Consider the following 15038-nt stretch of genomic DNA (forward strand, 5'->3'; position numbering starts at 1 on the left):
AGCATCGTGCAGAAAGTTAACACTTCCGGCAGTCGTTTACAAGAAAAATGCCGCTAAGAGCTTAACTTAGCGGCATTAGGGTCAGTGCCGACATTTGGACAAAAATGTCCGAATGTCGGCACTGACCCCGAAGTCTAGAAACGCTGACCCGGAAGTTTAGAAACGGTTCCAGTTGTTGTGGCGGTGCTCGGTGGCTTCCTTGAGCAGGTGGCTGGCGCGGTGCAGGTCTTTGGGGCTGTGCTCGTCGCCGAGTTCCACCGTCATCGCCAGTTCCTGGATCGCCGGCGGGTATTCGTGTTCGGCCGATTCTTCCAGCAAGGCGCGGGCCTTGGCGGCATCCTGTGGCACGCCCTGGCCGTCGCGGTAAAAGTACGACAGCAGGAACATCGCGTGCGGATTGCCGCCGGCGCTGGACGTTTGCAGCCAGTGCGCCGCCTGCAGGTCGTTGCGGGCCACGCCATTGCCGTTCTTGTACAGCAGCGCCAGGGCCAGCGCGGCGCGCGCGTGACCCTGTTGCGCCGCTTGCGTGTACCAGCTCGAGGCGGCCAGCGGTTGCGGCGGTACGCTGACCACGCCGGTACGCAGCATCTCGCCCAGTTCGTACGCCGCCTCGATGTCGCCGCCGCGCGCGGCCTGCTCGAACAGCCGTAGCGCGTCCTTGCGCTGCTGGGGACGCTGCTGGTACACCAAGGCCAGCTCGCGCTGGGCCACCGGCAGGTTTTGCTGCGACCACGACATCAGCTTGCGCTCGGCGCTGGCATCCGCTTCCTGGATCGCTTTCATGCCCACCACTTCGATCTGGGCATCGGTGGGTTTGTCGCGCTGCATCTGGCAGCCGGACAGCCACGCGCAAGCTAGCACCGCCATCAATACTGCACCTCGATAAGTTTTCATCTTGCACCTCGCAAAGTTAAAAAGCCGGCGCAAGGCCGGCCCGGCTTCAACAACTGATCACTTGCTCAGATCGATGGTGTACTTGGCAAAGCCGCTGCCGTCGAGGCCGCCCTCGGCCGTCACCGCCGTGATGCCGGCGCTTTTCGCCAGGCCCAGGTGGCCCGGCGCCGAGCGCAGGATCACCGGGCCGGCCGTGGCTACCTTGACGAAGCTCCAGCTGCGCGCGCTGCCGTTGTCCACCAGGCTGACCTTGCCCGTGGCCTTGCCACGCGCCGCCAGGTAGTTGCTCACCACGGCCTGGTTGGCGTCGGGCGACTTGATGATGGTCTTGCTGCCGTCGATGCCGGGCACGGCGCCGCCACCGCCGGCGCGGTAGTCGTTGGTGGCGACGATGAAGTCGGCGTTGTCGGCCACCGGCTTGCCCTGGTACGCCAGGTTGACGATGCGGCTGCCCGCCGGCTTGGTGACGTCGATCTGGTACGTCAGCGCATTGCCCTCGGCATAGAACACGTCGTAGTTGAAGATGGTCGAATAGCTCGGCACCAGGTCCTGCTCGGTGGTCAAGGCAGGATTGATGGCGCCGAACTGTTTGGCCGAGGTTTCCAGCCAGGCTTTGAGGTCCGAGCCCTTGATCTTGACCGCCTGCAGGTTGTTATTGCTGTACAGGTAGAGGTCGCCCGGGTTGCGCACTTGCAGGCCCGCCGGCGCCGCCGGCGTGGCGCCCGGCGCCACGTCGGTGAAGTCCGACGGCCCGTTGCGGCCGGCCTTGAACGGCGCGCTGCACGACAGCACCGGGATGTTCTTGTAACTGGCGATGGTGGCGTCGGTGCTGGTGGCGATGAAGTTCTTCACGTAGTCGAGCTGGGCCTGGTTCACCAGCTGGATCGCGGTGACGTCACCGGCCAGCGCAAAGTACGACGACATCTCGAAGTCGGTCGCCACGCCCAGCGGCTGCTTGGCGTAGGCGATGGTGGCCGCGTGCTCGGTGGCCACCAGCGGTGCAATGGTCGGATCGGCAGCAACGTTGGTGGTGCCGTCGGTGTACTTGAAGCCGCGCGACTCCACGCTGGTTTTGGCCGGCTGCACCACCCACTTGCCGCCCTGGTAGATCAAGGTCATCCTGATGATGCCCAGGCGGCGGCCCCAGCTTTGCGCCATCACGGTCGGCACGCCATTGACGAAGCCGTTGACGGCGTCGATCCTGGCGCTGGCCGGGAAGGCGGCAAACGAGGCATCCAGCGCGGCCGCGCCGGTTTCTTTACCTTTGGGGAAGATCAGGTGCGAGTGACCGATCAAGAGCGCGTCGATGCCGGTGCCGGTCAGGTGGTAGCTGGGGTTCTCCATCTTGGGGCTGTAGGCGCTCGGGTCGAGGCCGCCGTGCGACAGCGCCACCACCAGGTCGGCGCCCTTGCCGCGCAGCTCGGGTACGTACTGCCTGGCCGCTTCCACGGCGCCGGTCACGGCCACCTTGCCGGCCAGGTTCTTCTGGTCCCACTCGAGGATTTGCGGCGGCACGAAGCTCATGATGCCGATATTGATCTTGACGTCGAGCGCGCTACCATCCGGGGCGGTCGCGCGGAAGGTGCGCGGCAGCAGGGCGGTCGGCTGCACGATCGGCTTGCCGCTGGCCACGCCGGTCACATTGGTCAGCGCCAGCGGGAACACCGGTGCGCCGCAATTGCCGGCCGGCTTGGTCACGCCGGGAATGCCGAAGTCGGTATTGGTGATCTGGCTCAGCAGCGGCAGGCCGTAATTGAATTCGTGGTTGCCGAAGCCGCCGCCGTCGAACTTCATGGCGTTCATCACCTTGTGGATGGCCATGGTCTCGGAGCACGCTACCGGCTTGGTCACCGCTTGCAGGTCGCCGAGCAGCGTGCCCTGGATGGTGTCGCCGTTGTCGAGCAGGACGTTATTGGGGTTTTCTGCGCGGGCGGCGGCCACCAGGGTGGCGGTGCGCTCCATGCCGAGGCTGGTGTCCTCGGCCAGCGAGTAGTAGTTGTAGCTCATTACGTTGGCGTGGAGGTCGGTGGTCTCCATCAGCGCCAGGTTGACGGTGGTGCCTTCCTGCACCGGCGGCACCGGGTTCGCTTCACCACCACAAGCAACCAGGCCGGCTGCCATCATCGCTGCCAGCAGCACCAGATTCGTTTTCATTGCGTATCCCGAAGTGATCAAATTTCAAGATAACGATTTTAACCAGATTACATGACGGCCCCGTGACAGATTTCTAGTACGCCCACAACGGCCCGGCCCGGCCACCCACGTTCGCGCCCTCCATCACCACGAACACCCGGCGCCCGTAAAAGAACGGCAAGCCCCAGTTGAACGCCGTGCCCGACGACGCCGAGCTGCCCAGCGTGCCGCCCACCTGCGCCGCGCGCACGGTCGAGGGCAGTTGCACCAGGTTGACGATGTTGAAGTTGACCACGCCGGTAGCGCTGCCGTCCGACGCCGTGTTGGTGGCCGACAGCGCCAGCGTGGCGGCCGGGCAGAAGAAGTCGCCGCCCGAGCAGGTGCGAATGTCGGGATCGGTGAAGAAGTAACCGTTCGAGCCAGTGTCGAGGAAGCTGGCGTTATATGCCTTGCCGTTGTACGTGGTGGTGAAGTTGCCGCTGCCGTTGGTCTTGTAGAGGGTCTCGCCGGCAATCGTGTTATTGCTTTGCGTGTTCACGCCAAACACCAGCGTGCCGCTCACCGACGTCAGCCCGTTCGGACCGACGGTCGGCAAGCTCACCAGCACACCGTTGTTATTGACCGCAAACGCCGCCACCGGGTTGGTGATTTGCGCCGCCAGCGGCATGGCGCTGGCCGTGCAGGTGCCGGCGGTGCAGGCGTAGTACACGCCGCTGATGGCCGACTGCGCGCACGCATTGCCGCAGTCTTGCTTGAACAGGCCCACGCCGAGGATGCCCTTGGCGCCGATGGCGCTCATCGAACCGAGGTTGTTGCCGGCGCTGCTGCAACTGGACGGCGTGTTGGCAACATTGGCATCGGTGTCGCCGATCACCTGCAGCGAGATACCGGCTGCCGTTTCGTCGGCCATTTTGACGTCGGCCTGGCGCACCGAACCCCAGGTGTAGCCGCTGATGAACTTGCCGCATGCGCCGGCATCGGCGCCGCTGGCGGTTTTGACCGCCGGCAGGGCCATGCCGCTGTCGAGCGCGGAAGCGAGCACGCGCAGGCCGTAGGAGCCGGTGTCGAGCAGCACGTGGTCGATGGTCTGGCAGGTGCTGGTGCCGGGACGGCAGATGGTGACGTTCACGTACGGCACGTTGATCACGCCGCTGGCGCCGGCCGGGCCGTTGTCCACCGTGATCGGCACGCTGTTGCTGGCGGCGGCGGTCACGCCCAGCTGCGCACTGGCACTGGCCTCGCCACCGCTGCCGGTACAGCTGAGGCTGTAAGTGATATTGCCGGCAATCGCCGACGACACGGTGACCGAGCCGGACGTGGCGCGGCTGCCGATCCAGGCGCCGCTGGCGGTGCAACTGCTGGCATTGGCCGACGACCAGCTCAGCACCGACGTCTGGCTGGTGGTGATGGCGGCCGGCGCCAGCGTCAGGCTGACGGTGGGCGCCGGTGGCGGCGAGCTGATCGCCACCGTGGTGCTGTTGGTGACGCCGCTGCACGTCAGTGCGTAGCGCGCCGTGCCGGCCGCGCCGGCGGTGACGGTTTGCGAGCCGCTGTTGGCCACGGCGCCGCTCCAGCCGTCGGACGCGGTGCAACCGGTGGCGGTGGCATTGCTCACGCTCCAGGTCAGGGTCACCACCTGGCCCACGGTGGTGGCGGTGGGCGTGGCGCTGATGCTGACCACGGGCGTGGGCGCCGTTACCGACGGTGTTGTCGCAGTCGAGGTGGACGAACCACTGTTACCGCCGCCGCCGCAGGCGCTGAGCGCCAGGCAAAGCAGCGCAGTGGCCGCCGTCGTGGCGGAGCCGGTGGTAGAAGCGGCGGACGCTAATTTTGCGCGCGCAGGCAGGAAGATCGCGCAAGCGCGTTGCAGCAGGCTGATCATGCGGAACTTCCTCACTCTATCGTGTTGGTGTCGAAACCGGCCGGCACCGCCGACGGGATGAAGGCGTGGCCGGCGAACGAGCGCATGTGGCCGTTCGAGACGATCACCACGTCGGACTGGTTCAGCGCCAGTTGCGAATGGCCGGCCTGGGTGCGCCTGCCGGTAGCGTCGGTCAGCGCGCTGAACTTGGTACCCAGCAGGGTGCGCAGGTCGGGCAGGGTGGGGCCTGACCAGCTGACGGCAAACACCTTGCCAGCGGCATCCGTATATTCACGGACGATGGTGCCGCTGTCGAGCGTGCTCTGGCTGACCGTGTAGACCGCGTTGGCGGTATTGTTGCCAGCCGATGCTTGAGCCAGGCTGCGGGCGGCGCGTACCGGCGTGCCGCCGAAATCTGACGGCGCGCCACCGAGCGCCGCCACGGCGGGAAGGTTTTGCAGCAGGGCAGCGAAAAAAATCAAGGGGAGAGCGGGGCGCATGGAAGCTTCCGTTGCTTGGAGTAAAGATGAGTATAGTGTATTGCGGAGGGAAGTTGGATAGCGTTAATGCCATGTAAGCAAACGTTACGTTTGCCCGGAAACTGAAAAGCCGCCATTCCTTTGCAGGGATGGCGGCTTTTTAAATCAGGAAAAGATGACGAAGTTAGAATTTCACCCACAGGCGGCTGAAGTACGACGTGCCGTTCAGACCGAACTGCACGCTCTCGTACTTGAAGCCATTGTCGGTCTGGTCGGCGTCCTGCGCCGTAGGCCGTGCGCCGAACAGGTTGTTGCCGCCAAACGTCAGCTTCATGTCCTTGTTGATGTTGTACGTAAACGCCAGGTCGGCCGAGGTTTTCGACTTGTAGCGCTGGTTCGGTACGCCCTCGGCGGTGCCGCTGAAGGTGCCCAGGGTTTGCGGGCCGAAGTGGATGATCTTCAAATCGGTGTCCCACGCGCCCAGGCCGTAGTTGAAGCCCAGCGTGAATTTCGAGCGCGGCGCGCCTTGTTCGATGTACAGGCGTTCCTTTTCCGACAGCAGCACGTCCTCGAAACCGCGCAGCGACGCCGGTGCGTGGACGTCGGTCACCTCGGTCTTGCTGACGTTCATGGCCAGGAAGGTATTCAGGCGGCCGCCCATCACGGTGGCCTTGTGCGACGCGGTCAGGTCGATACCCTGGGTCTTGGTGTCGGCCGAGTTGACGAAGAACTGCGCCTCGCCCACGCCCAGCGCAGCCAGGCGCGCCGACAGGTCCGGGTAGTTGTCGGCGGTAAAGCGGCCCGACAGCACGATGCGGTCCTTGATCTTGATGTGGTACAGGTCGGCCGTCAGCGAGATCGCCTGGGTTGGCGTCCAGGTGGTGCCCAAGGTGAAGCTGGTCGATTTTTCTTCTTTCAGCTTCGGAATGCCGGCCGCGTTGGCCACCACGCCGCCGTTCGGCGCCAGCACCACTTCCTTCGGCACGCCGCCGATGAAGTCGGTGAAGGTGGTTGATAAATGGCTTTGCTGCAGCGATGGCGCGCGGAAGCCGGTGCTGGCCGAGCCGCGCAGCAGCACGCTATCGGCAACACGGACGCTGCCGGCCAGCTTGCCGGTCACGGTGGAGCCGAAGTCGCTGAATTTTTCGTAACGCACGGCAGCCTGGCCTTTGACGAGGTCGGTGAAGTCCGCTTCCAGGTCGAGGTAGGCGGCGTTGCTGTGGCGCTTGGCGTTGGTGATATCGCCTGGCTGGAAGCCGGGGAAGCCCTGGCTGCCGGCGTTGCCGCCATTGCCCACGCCGTCGGCGTCGATGTACGAACCGGCTTCGCCGGCGAAGATCTTGAATTCCTCGCGGCGGTATTCGCCGCCGAAGGCCACGTTCATGCCTTTACCCATGATGCCGTCGTAGTAGCGGCTCAGGTCGAGGTTGGTGGTCAGTTGCTGGAACGAGAAGCCACCGGCGTTGAACTGGCTGGCGCTGACGCCACGGCCACCGTTTTGCAGGTCGAGGTTGGCGATCGACGCGTTGATGGTGTTGCTGATGTCGTACTTCATCTTGTTGTAGCCGTACGTCTGCGAGATGTCGGTATTCCACTCGCCCAGCATGATGCGGTGGCCGAGAATCGCGGTGCGGTCCTCGATCTTGGCATTGATGAACGGCACGAAGCCGTTCGGGTACATGGCAGCCGAATTACGGCTAGGAATGTCGTCCGAACCGACGCCGCCGCGTGCGAACGCCGCGCTCGAGCCATCGCGCTTTTGCGCCCCGGCCGTGAAGTACAGGCGGCCATTACCGGTGGTAGGCAGTTCGCCGTTGGCGTAGATGGTCTCGCTCTCGGTCTTGGTGTCGCCGATGATGCGCGGATTGTCCGGTTCGGCACGGTTGGAGCGGCCACGGTCGAGGTATTCGCCGGTCAGGGCCAGCACGCCGCCATTGCCCAGGTCGAAGCCGCAGTAGGCCGAGCCCATCCAGTTCTCGCCGTCGCCGGCCGAGTACTGGCTGTAGCCGGCAATCGCTTCGCAGCCCTTGCTCTTCTTGAGGCTGATGTCCATCACGCCGGCGATCGCGTCCGAGCCGTACTGGGCGGCAGCGCCGTCACGCAGGATTTGCACGTCCTTGATTGCCAGCATCGGGATTGCATTGAGGTCGGTACCGGTGTTGCCGCGGTTGCGCGCACCGAACAGGTTGACCAGCGCGGTGGTGTGGCGGCGCTTGCCGTTGACCAGCACCAGGGTCTGGTCCGAACCGAGGCCGCGCAGGGCGGCGGAGTCGACCAGGTCGGCGCCATCGGCGCCGCTCTGGCGCGTGGAGTTGAACGAGGGCGAGATGTAGGTCAGGGTCTGCGACAGGTCGAACTGGCCGCCCTGTTCCGCCAGCTTATTCATGGGAATCAGGTCGACCGGCACCACAGTGTCGGTGGAGGACGAAGTGGCGCGGCGCGAGCCGACCACGGTCACCGATTGCATCGGCGCGGCTGTTTCTTGCGTGGCGGTGGTCTGCGCGTAGGTGGCGGGCGCCAGTGCCAGCGCGGAAGCGCCGTACAGGCTGAGCAAGACGGCTTTACGACAATTGGTGACTGCAAACACGTGGCGCTCCCATGAGTAAAAATTTGATTCTAGTCAAATTACTCATAACAACATGAGGATTTCTCACGGTTTTGCAGACCAAACATTATTACTGTTGTTTTAAGGTTTCAAGCCTACGTAGTCCTACGTATGGCGGTGCTTGAGGCTTGAAATAAAGTAGTTTCAGCGCGCCCCGTATAGCGGGCGCGCTGGGTCATGCCAACTCAATTAAAGATTAATCGATGGTTAATCGATCGGCGAGTTCAGGCTGCTCTGGCGGGTGGTGCCATAGTAGTTGTCGATCTGCGACGCCCAGGTCTGGTTGGCCATGTTAGGCCAGTCGTTCTTGTCGAAGCCGGGAGCGTTTTCGATGCGCTCTTTCTCGATATTGAGGGTGAAACGCTTGTTGACGGTGTCGAGCGTCAGTGCTTCCCAAGGCACGGCAAACAGTTTTTCGCCGATGGTCAGCACGCCGCCGTGGGCCATCACTGCATAGGCGATTTTGCCGGTGCGCATGTCGAGCATGATCTCCTTGATCTCGCCCAGGTGCTCGTTTTTCAGGTTGTGCACGTGGTCGCCAATCAGGGTGTCGGCACCCATCAATTCAGGACCCGGGCCTTTGCGGCCGTTGTCCACGTACATGCCGTATGGATCGCGTTCGGTATAGCTCATGGTGATCTCCTGTGCATTTGTGAGTTGTCATTTTGATCTTGTTGTTGCGTCTTGTCTGTACGGTTCGTCACAGTCGCGGACTACGGCCAAAGCCGAATTTTCCGGGGGTAATGCTGCTGATTTACGCGTTTTAGGATATAATTTCAATTTCCCGCACGTGCCGTTCGGCACCATCTGCAATGACCAAATTTGTCTTCGTCACCGGTGGCGTTGTGTCTTCCCTTGGTAAAGGGATTGCCGCCGCCTCTCTCGCCGCGATCCTCGAATCGCGCGGCCTCAAAGTCACCATGCTCAAGCTCGACCCGTATATCAACGTCGATCCTGGCACCATGAGCCCCATGCAACACGGTGAAGTGTTCGTTACCGACGACGGCGCTGAAACCGACCTCGACCTCGGTCACTACGAGCGCTTCATTTCCACCCGCATGCGCAAGGTGAACAACTTCACCACCGGCCAGATCTACGAGTCAGTGATCCGCAAGGAACGCCGTGGCGAGTACCTCGGTAAAACCGTGCAGGTGATTCCGCACATCACCAACGAAATCCAGGACTACATCCGGCGCGGCGCCGAAGGCTATGACGTGGCCCTGTGCGAAATCGGCGGTACCGTGGGCGACATCGAATCGCTGCCGTTCCTCGAAGCCGCGCGCCAGCTGAGCCTGCGCGCCGGCCGCAAGAACACCGCCTTCGTGCACCTGACCCTGGTGCCGTACATCGCCTCGGCTGGCGAACTGAAAACCAAGCCTACCCAGCACTCGGTGCAAAAGCTGCGCGAGATCGGTATTTCGCCCAACGCGCTGCTGTGCCGCGCCGACCGTCCGATTCCCGACGACGAGCGCGCCAAGATTTCGCTGTTCTCCAACATCGAAGAGCAGGCTGTCATCTCGGTGTGGGACGTCGATACCATCTACAAAGTTCCGCAAATGCTGCACGACCAGGGCCTGGACGCGATCATCTGCGAAGCGCTCGACATCAACCCGGCGCCGGCCGACCTGTCGGTCTGGAGCAAGCTGATCTACACGCTCGAGCATCCGAAGTCGGAAGTGTCGATCGGCATGGTCGGCAAATACGTCGAGCTGACCGAGTCGTACAAGTCGCTGACCGAAGCGCTGCGCCACGCCGGCATTCACAACGAATCGAAGGTCAACATCGAGTACATCGACTCGGAAGAGATCGAGACCACCGGTTGCGCCGAGCTGGCCAGGTTCGACGCCATCCTGGTACCGGGCGGCTTCGGCAAGCGCGGCGTGGAAGGCAAGATCATGGCGGCGCAGTTCGCCCGTGAAAACAAGATTCCTTATCTGGGCATCTGCCTGGGCATGCAGGTCGCGCTGATCGAATACGCGCGCCATAAAGCCGGCCTGACCACCGCCAACTCCACCGAGTTCGACCTCGACACCGCGCAACCGGTCGTGGCCCTGATCGACGAGTGGCAAGGCCAGGACGGCAAGGTCGAAAAGCGCGACGAGAATTCCGACCTGGGCGGCACCATGCGCCTGGGCGCGCAAACCTGCGAGATCAAGCCCGGCACGCTGGCCGCCGAAATCTACGGCGCGGTCGTGACCGAACGTCACCGTCACCGCTACGAAGCCAACAACCATTACCTGCCGCGCGTGGAAGCTGCCGGCCTGGTGGTGGCGGCCCGCACGCCGACCGAAGACCTGTGCGAAATCATGGAACTGCCACGCACCGGCGACAACGCCCACCCGTGGTACATGGGCGTGCAGTACCACCCGGAATTCAAATCGACGCCACGTGACGGCCACCCGCTGTTCACCTCGTACATCAAGGCGGCGCTGGCCCACAAGGCAGCTGGCGCCGGTGTGCAACCACTGCAACCACTGCAAGGAGAAGCGGCATGAAACTGTGCGGATTCGACGTAGGCCTGGATAAACCGTTCTTCCTGATCGCCGGTACCTGCGTGATCGAATCGCGCCAGATGGCGTTCGACACGGCCGGCATCCTCAAGGAAATGACCGCTGAACTGGGCATCCCGTTCATCTACAAATCCTCGTTCGACAAGGCCAACCGTTCGTCGGGCGCCACCTATCGCGGCCCCGGCCGCGAAAAGGGCCTCGAGATCCTCGGCGACGTCAAGCGCGAGCTGGGCGTACCGGTGCTTACCGACGTGCACTCGATCGACGAAATCGCCGAAGTGGCCAGCGTCGTTGACGTGCTGCAAACGCCAGCCTTCCTGTGCCGCCAGACCGACTTCATCGTCGCCTGCGCGCAGTCGGGCCTGCCGGTCAATATCAAGAAGGGCCAGTTCCTCGCCCCGCACGACATGAAAAACGTCATCGACAAGGCCCGGGCCGCCGCCAAGGCAGCCGGCCTGTCCGAAGACAACTTCATGGCGTGCGAGCGCGGCGCCTCGTTCGGCTACAACAACCTGGTGTCCGACATGCGGTCGCTGGCCATCATGCGCGAGTCGAACTGCCCGGTCGTGTTCGACGCCACCCACTCGGTGCAACTGCCGGGCGGTAACGGGACGTCGTCGGGCGGCATGCGCGAAATGGTGCCGGTGCTCTCGCGTGCGGCAGTGGCGGTCGGTGTTGATGGCCTGTTCATGGAAACCCACCCGAACCCGGCCGAAGCGCTGTCCGACGGTCCCAACGCGGTGCCACTGGGCCGCATGAAGGAACTGTTGTCCACCCTGATCGAACTCGATCGCATCACCAAAAAAGCTGGTTTCCTCGAAAACAGTTTTAACTAGCAGCTTCAACTAAATCAGCCTGCCCGGCGCGCGCGTGTAGCCACAAAGGTGCGCGCCGGGTTATATTCCCGTTATTATTCCTGTCGCACATGCGCGCAAGACGCATGGCGCGGACACAGTTTCGTCTAACTTTGGAGAATTAAATGAGTGCTATTGTTGATATTATCGGTCGTGAAATCATCGACTCGCGCGGCAATCCTACCGTCGAATGCGACGTGCTGCTGGAATCCGGCGTGATGGGCCGTGCGGCGGTGCCGTCGGGTGCTTCCACCGGTTCGCGCGAAGCGATCGAACTGCGTGACGGCGACCCGAAGCGTTACTTCGGCAAGGGCGTGCTGCAAGCCTGCGAAAACATCAACACCGAAATCTCGGAAGCGATCATGGGTCTCGACGCCAATGAACAGGCTTTCCTGGACCGCACTCTGATCGACCTGGACGGTACCGAAAACAAGAGCCGCCTGGGCGCCAACGCCATGCTGGCCGTGTCGATGGCTGTGGCCAAGGCTGCCGCTGAAGAAGCCGGCCTGCCACTGTACCGCTACTTCGGCGGTTCGGGCGCGATGCAACTGCCAGTGCCGATGATGAACGTGATCAACGGCGGCGCGCACGCCGACAACAACCTGGATATCCAGGAATTCATGATCATCCCGGTCGGTGCTCCATCGTTCAAGGAAGCCGTGCGTTACGGCGCGGAAGTGTTCCACACCCTGAAAAAGATCCTGCACAAGAAGGGTCTGAGCACCGCCGTGGGCGACGAAGGCGGTTTCGCCCCATCGCTGGCCAACCACGAGGAAGCGATCAAGCTGATCATCCAGGCCATCGAAGAAGCCGGCTACGAGCCAGGCACCCAGATCGCGCTGGGCCTGGACTGCGCCGCGTCCGAGTTCTACAAGAACGGCAAGTACGAACTGGAAGGCGAGGGCCTGTCGCTCACCGCCACCGAGTTCACCAACCTGCTGGCCACCTGGTGCGACAAGTACCCGATCATCTCGATCGAAGACGCGATGCACGAAGGCGACTGGGACGGCTGGGCGATTCTGACTAAGGAACTCGGTAAAAAGATCCAGCTCGTCGGCGACGACCTGTACGTCACCAACACCAAGATCCTCAAAGAAGGCATCCAGAAGGGCATCGCCAATTCGATCCTGATCAAGATCAACCAGATCGGCACCCTGACCGAAACCTTCGCCGCCATCGAAATGGCCAAGCGCGCCGGCTACACCGCCGTGATCTCGCACCGTTCGGGCGAAACCGAAGATTCGACCATCGCCGATATCGCCGTTGGCCTCAACGCCCTGCAGATCAAGACCGGCTCGATGTCGCGTTCGGACCGCATGGCCAAGTACAACCAGCTGCTGCGCATCGAAGAAGACCTGGGCGACATCGCGTCGTACCCTGGCCGTGACGCCTTCTACAACCTGAAGTAATTCTGTACCGAGCGGCCGGAACTCTCCGGCCGCTTTTTTATGACCCTATTCCCATCCCCATGCGTCTGATTACACTTGGCCTGGCAGTCCTGCTGCTGTTGATACAGTACCCGCTCTGGCTGGGTAAAGGCGGCTGGGTGCGCGTGGCCGATTTCGAGGCCCAGGTCGATGCGGCCCACAAGAAAAATGCCGAACTGCTGGCCCGCAACGCCAAGCTCGATTCCGAAGTGCGCGACCTCAAGGACGGCACCGGTTCCGTCGAAGAGCGCGCCCGATACGAGCTCAGCATGATCAAGGAAAACGAGATTTTCGTGCAAATCGTCGGCAAGGGCCATTCCGCGCCGAACGTGCCGCTGGCAGCGCCGCCGTCGGCCGAGTCGCCGCCGTCCAATACCCGGCATTGAACATGGTGTACCGCGCTATCATGCTGTGGGTGCTGCTCGCGCTCGGCGCGGTGGTTGGCCAGGTGCCTGCTGCCGCCGCTGTGGCTGCCAATCCTGTTGCCGCCTATCCTGTCACACCAGCTGTCACCCCCGCTGTCACGGCCGCTGCCTCGGTGGTATGCATTCCTCTGCGCATCGGCTACATCGATCAGCACCGCCCGCCATACTGGATGGGCGAGGGCGAACAGGTGCCTGAACCGCCCGGTGCTGCCGTGGACCTGATGCGCGACGCCGCCCGGGCCGCCGGTTTCGGCTGCGCGCCCACGCTGGTGCGGCTGCCACCGGCGCGCCTGCGCGTGGCGCTAGCCAACGGCGACATCGACATGTCGCCGCTCGGTGAAATGCCGACGTATCCGGCCGGCATCGCACTGCCGCGCGACAAACAGGGCAATATCGACCTCGACCGCGCCATGCACAACACCCTGGTGGTACTGGTGCGCGCGAAGGACAAGCTGTCCGCGAATACCGATCCCATGCAGTTTTTCAAGAGCAAAACGCTGGGCGTGGCGCTCGGCCAAAGCTACACCGCGCGCCTGCGCGAGGCCGGCTTGCACATCGATGACGGCGGCCGCGACCTCGACCGCAATATCGAAAAACTGCGGCTCGGCCGCGTCGATGGCGTGGTGGCCGCTGCCGTGGCGCCCAGTCATCTCCAGCGCATGCTGGACCGTTACCAGGGCGCGATCGTGCAACTGCCGCAGCCGCTGATCAACACCCGCGTGTGGCTGGCGTTCAACGAGACCTACTACCGCGCGCACCGTGCGCAGGTCGAGGCGCTGTGGACCTGGCTCGACGTCAATCGCGGCCGGTTGGGCTACACACTGGAGAAATACCGCAAGAAACCGTAGCGCGTAACAAAGGCGTAACGTGCCTGCTGCCACGGCATCGAACGGCTACAATATCGGTCCGCTTCAAGCACCGAGTTCGATTTGAAATCCCTGATTCCTGCACTGCTCCTGTCGGTCGCTGTCCATGCCGGCGCTGCCACCGCCACCATCGCACCACCTGTCGTCAACAACATACTGCGCGCCCAGGTGCTGCTCGACCGCGCCCATTTTTCGTCGGGTGAAATCGATGGTTCGGTCGGCAGCAACTTGCGCCGCGCCGTGACCGGCTTCCAGAAGCTGCGCCAGTTGCCCGTGACCGGCAAGCTCGACGACGCCACCTGGGCCGTGCTCAAGGCCGACCCGTCGCCCACGCTGGACGTGTACACGCTCACGGCCGAGGATATCGCCGGTCCGTATGCGCCCGTGCCGGCCGCCATGGGCGACAAGGCCAGGCTGCCCCGTCTCGGCTACGCCAACCTGCTCGAAGCACTCGGTGAAAAATTTCACAGCAGCCCGGCGCTGCTGCGCAAACTCAATCCCGGCAGGACCTTCAAGCGCGCCGGCGAGCAACTGCTGGTGCCCAATGTTGCCAACGCGCCGCCGTTGCCCAAGGCCGCTACCATCCTGGTCGACGCCACCGAAGGCACCTTGACCTTGCTCGACGCTACCGGCATGCCGATTGCCCAATTTCCGGCCAGCACCGGCAGCAAGCACGACCCGTTGCCGGAAGGGCGCTGGACCGTGCTGGGCGTGGCGGTCAATCCCGACTATCGCTACAACCCCAAGCTGTTCTGGGACGCCAAGCCCGGCGACGTCAAGGCCCGCATCGCCCCGGGACCGAACAACCCGGTCGGTGTGGCCTGGATTGACCTCAGCAAGGATCACTACGGCATCCACGGCACGCCCGAGCCGGCCAATATCGGCAAGACCCAGTCGCACGGCTGCATCCGTCTGACCAACTGGGACGTGATGAAGGTGGTCAAGGCGATCGCGCGCGGCGCGACGGTGTTGCTGCAGGCCTGA

General features: G+C 63.3%; 12 protein-coding genes. 6 read left to right on the forward strand and 6 right to left on the reverse strand.

From position 1 onward, the window contains the following. Positions 1-156: 156 nt before the first annotated feature. From J2X54_RS23855 to J2X54_RS23880, 6 genes are all read right to left on the reverse strand, one after another. Positions 157-894: a tetratricopeptide repeat protein gene (locus tag J2X54_RS23855; protein WP_070248780.1), complete on the reverse strand. Its 738-nt coding sequence runs from the start codon at positions 892-894 to the stop codon at positions 157-159. Positions 895-951: 57 nt separating this feature from the next. Further along, the gene (locus J2X54_RS23860) at positions 952-3048 is read right to left on the reverse strand and encodes a bifunctional 2',3'-cyclic-nucleotide 2'-phosphodiesterase/3'-nucleotidase (protein WP_310184310.1); all 2097 of its coding nucleotides are present in this window, start codon (positions 3046-3048) and stop codon (positions 952-954) included. 73 nt (positions 3049-3121) lie between these two features. Beyond that, a complete protein-coding gene (locus tag J2X54_RS23865; RefSeq protein WP_310184311.1) occupies positions 3122-4909 on the reverse strand; it encodes a DUF3443 family protein in 1788 nt (595 codons plus the stop codon). A gap of 11 nt (positions 4910-4920) precedes the next feature. Then, positions 4921-5388: a DUF2844 domain-containing protein gene (locus J2X54_RS23870; protein ID WP_070248785.1), complete on the reverse strand. Its 468-nt coding sequence runs from the start codon at positions 5386-5388 to the stop codon at positions 4921-4923. Positions 5389-5551: 163 nt separating this feature from the next. Further along, a complete protein-coding gene (locus tag J2X54_RS23875) occupies positions 5552-7954 on the reverse strand; it encodes a TonB-dependent siderophore receptor (protein ID WP_070248787.1) in 2403 nt (800 codons plus the stop codon). Between the two features lie 225 nt (positions 7955-8179). Beyond that, positions 8180-8605: a PRC-barrel domain-containing protein gene (locus tag J2X54_RS23880; protein ID WP_070248789.1), complete on the reverse strand. Its 426-nt coding sequence runs from the start codon at positions 8603-8605 to the stop codon at positions 8180-8182. Positions 8606-8784: 179 nt separating this feature from the next. Here J2X54_RS23880 and J2X54_RS23885 point away from each other — a divergent pair, with 179 nt between their 5' ends. From J2X54_RS23885 to J2X54_RS23910, 6 genes are all read left to right on the forward strand, one after another. Next, the gene (locus J2X54_RS23885) at positions 8785-10467 is read left to right on the forward strand and encodes a CTP synthase (protein ID WP_070248791.1); all 1683 of its coding nucleotides are present in this window, start codon (positions 8785-8787) and stop codon (positions 10465-10467) included. Next, on the forward strand, positions 10464-11318 hold the full coding sequence (gene kdsA / locus J2X54_RS23890) for a 3-deoxy-8-phosphooctulonate synthase (protein ID WP_070248793.1): 855 nt from the start codon (positions 10464-10466) through the stop codon (positions 11316-11318). The genes J2X54_RS23885 and kdsA overlap by 4 nt, the downstream gene beginning before the upstream one ends. A gap of 143 nt (positions 11319-11461) precedes the next feature. Next, positions 11462-12745, forward strand: coding sequence for a phosphopyruvate hydratase (gene eno, locus J2X54_RS23895; protein ID WP_070248795.1), 1284 nt, complete (start codon positions 11462-11464; stop codon positions 12743-12745). A 59-nt stretch (positions 12746-12804) separates the two neighbouring features. Next, entirely contained in the window at positions 12805-13149 is a 345-nt protein-coding gene (gene ftsB / locus J2X54_RS23900) for a cell division protein FtsB (protein WP_070248797.1), read from the forward strand. Between the two features lie 2 nt (positions 13150-13151). Next, the gene (locus J2X54_RS23905; protein ID WP_310184312.1) at positions 13152-14036 is read left to right on the forward strand and encodes a transporter substrate-binding domain-containing protein; all 885 of its coding nucleotides are present in this window, start codon (positions 13152-13154) and stop codon (positions 14034-14036) included. An 81-nt stretch (positions 14037-14117) separates the two neighbouring features. Further along, positions 14118-15038 (forward strand): L,D-transpeptidase, encoded by a 921-nt coding sequence (locus J2X54_RS23910; RefSeq protein WP_070248800.1) that lies wholly within the window; start codon positions 14118-14120, stop codon positions 15036-15038.

This window comes from Duganella sp. 3397, assembly GCF_031456625.1.
Classification (GTDB): domain Bacteria; phylum Pseudomonadota; class Gammaproteobacteria; order Burkholderiales; family Burkholderiaceae_D; genus Rugamonas; species Rugamonas phyllosphaerae.

Excerpts from the sequence above, each read along its gene's own strand:
- J2X54_RS23855 (WP_070248780.1), bottom strand. The coding sequence starts at position 894 with ATGAAAACTTATCGAGGTGCAGTATTGATGGCGGTGCTAGCTTGCGCG.
- J2X54_RS23860 (WP_310184310.1), bottom strand. The coding sequence starts at position 3,048 with ATGAAAACGAATCTGGTGCTGCTGGCAGCGATGATGGCAGCCGGCCTG.
- J2X54_RS23865 (WP_310184311.1), bottom strand. The coding sequence starts at position 4,909 with ATGATCAGCCTGCTGCAACGCGCTTGCGCGATCTTCCTGCCTGCGCGC.
- J2X54_RS23870 (WP_070248785.1), bottom strand. The coding sequence starts at position 5,388 with ATGCGCCCCGCTCTCCCCTTGATTTTTTTCGCTGCCCTGCTGCAAAAC.
- J2X54_RS23880 (WP_070248789.1), bottom strand. The coding sequence starts at position 8,605 with ATGAGCTATACCGAACGCGATCCATACGGCATGTACGTGGACAACGGC.
- J2X54_RS23885 (WP_070248791.1), top strand. The coding sequence starts at position 8,785 with ATGACCAAATTTGTCTTCGTCACCGGTGGCGTTGTGTCTTCCCTTGGT.
- kdsA (WP_070248793.1), top strand. The coding sequence starts at position 10,464 with ATGAAACTGTGCGGATTCGACGTAGGCCTGGATAAACCGTTCTTCCTG.
- eno (WP_070248795.1), top strand. The coding sequence starts at position 11,462 with ATGAGTGCTATTGTTGATATTATCGGTCGTGAAATCATCGACTCGCGC.
- ftsB (WP_070248797.1), top strand. The coding sequence starts at position 12,805 with ATGCGTCTGATTACACTTGGCCTGGCAGTCCTGCTGCTGTTGATACAG.
- J2X54_RS23905 (WP_310184312.1), top strand. The coding sequence starts at position 13,152 with ATGGTGTACCGCGCTATCATGCTGTGGGTGCTGCTCGCGCTCGGCGCG.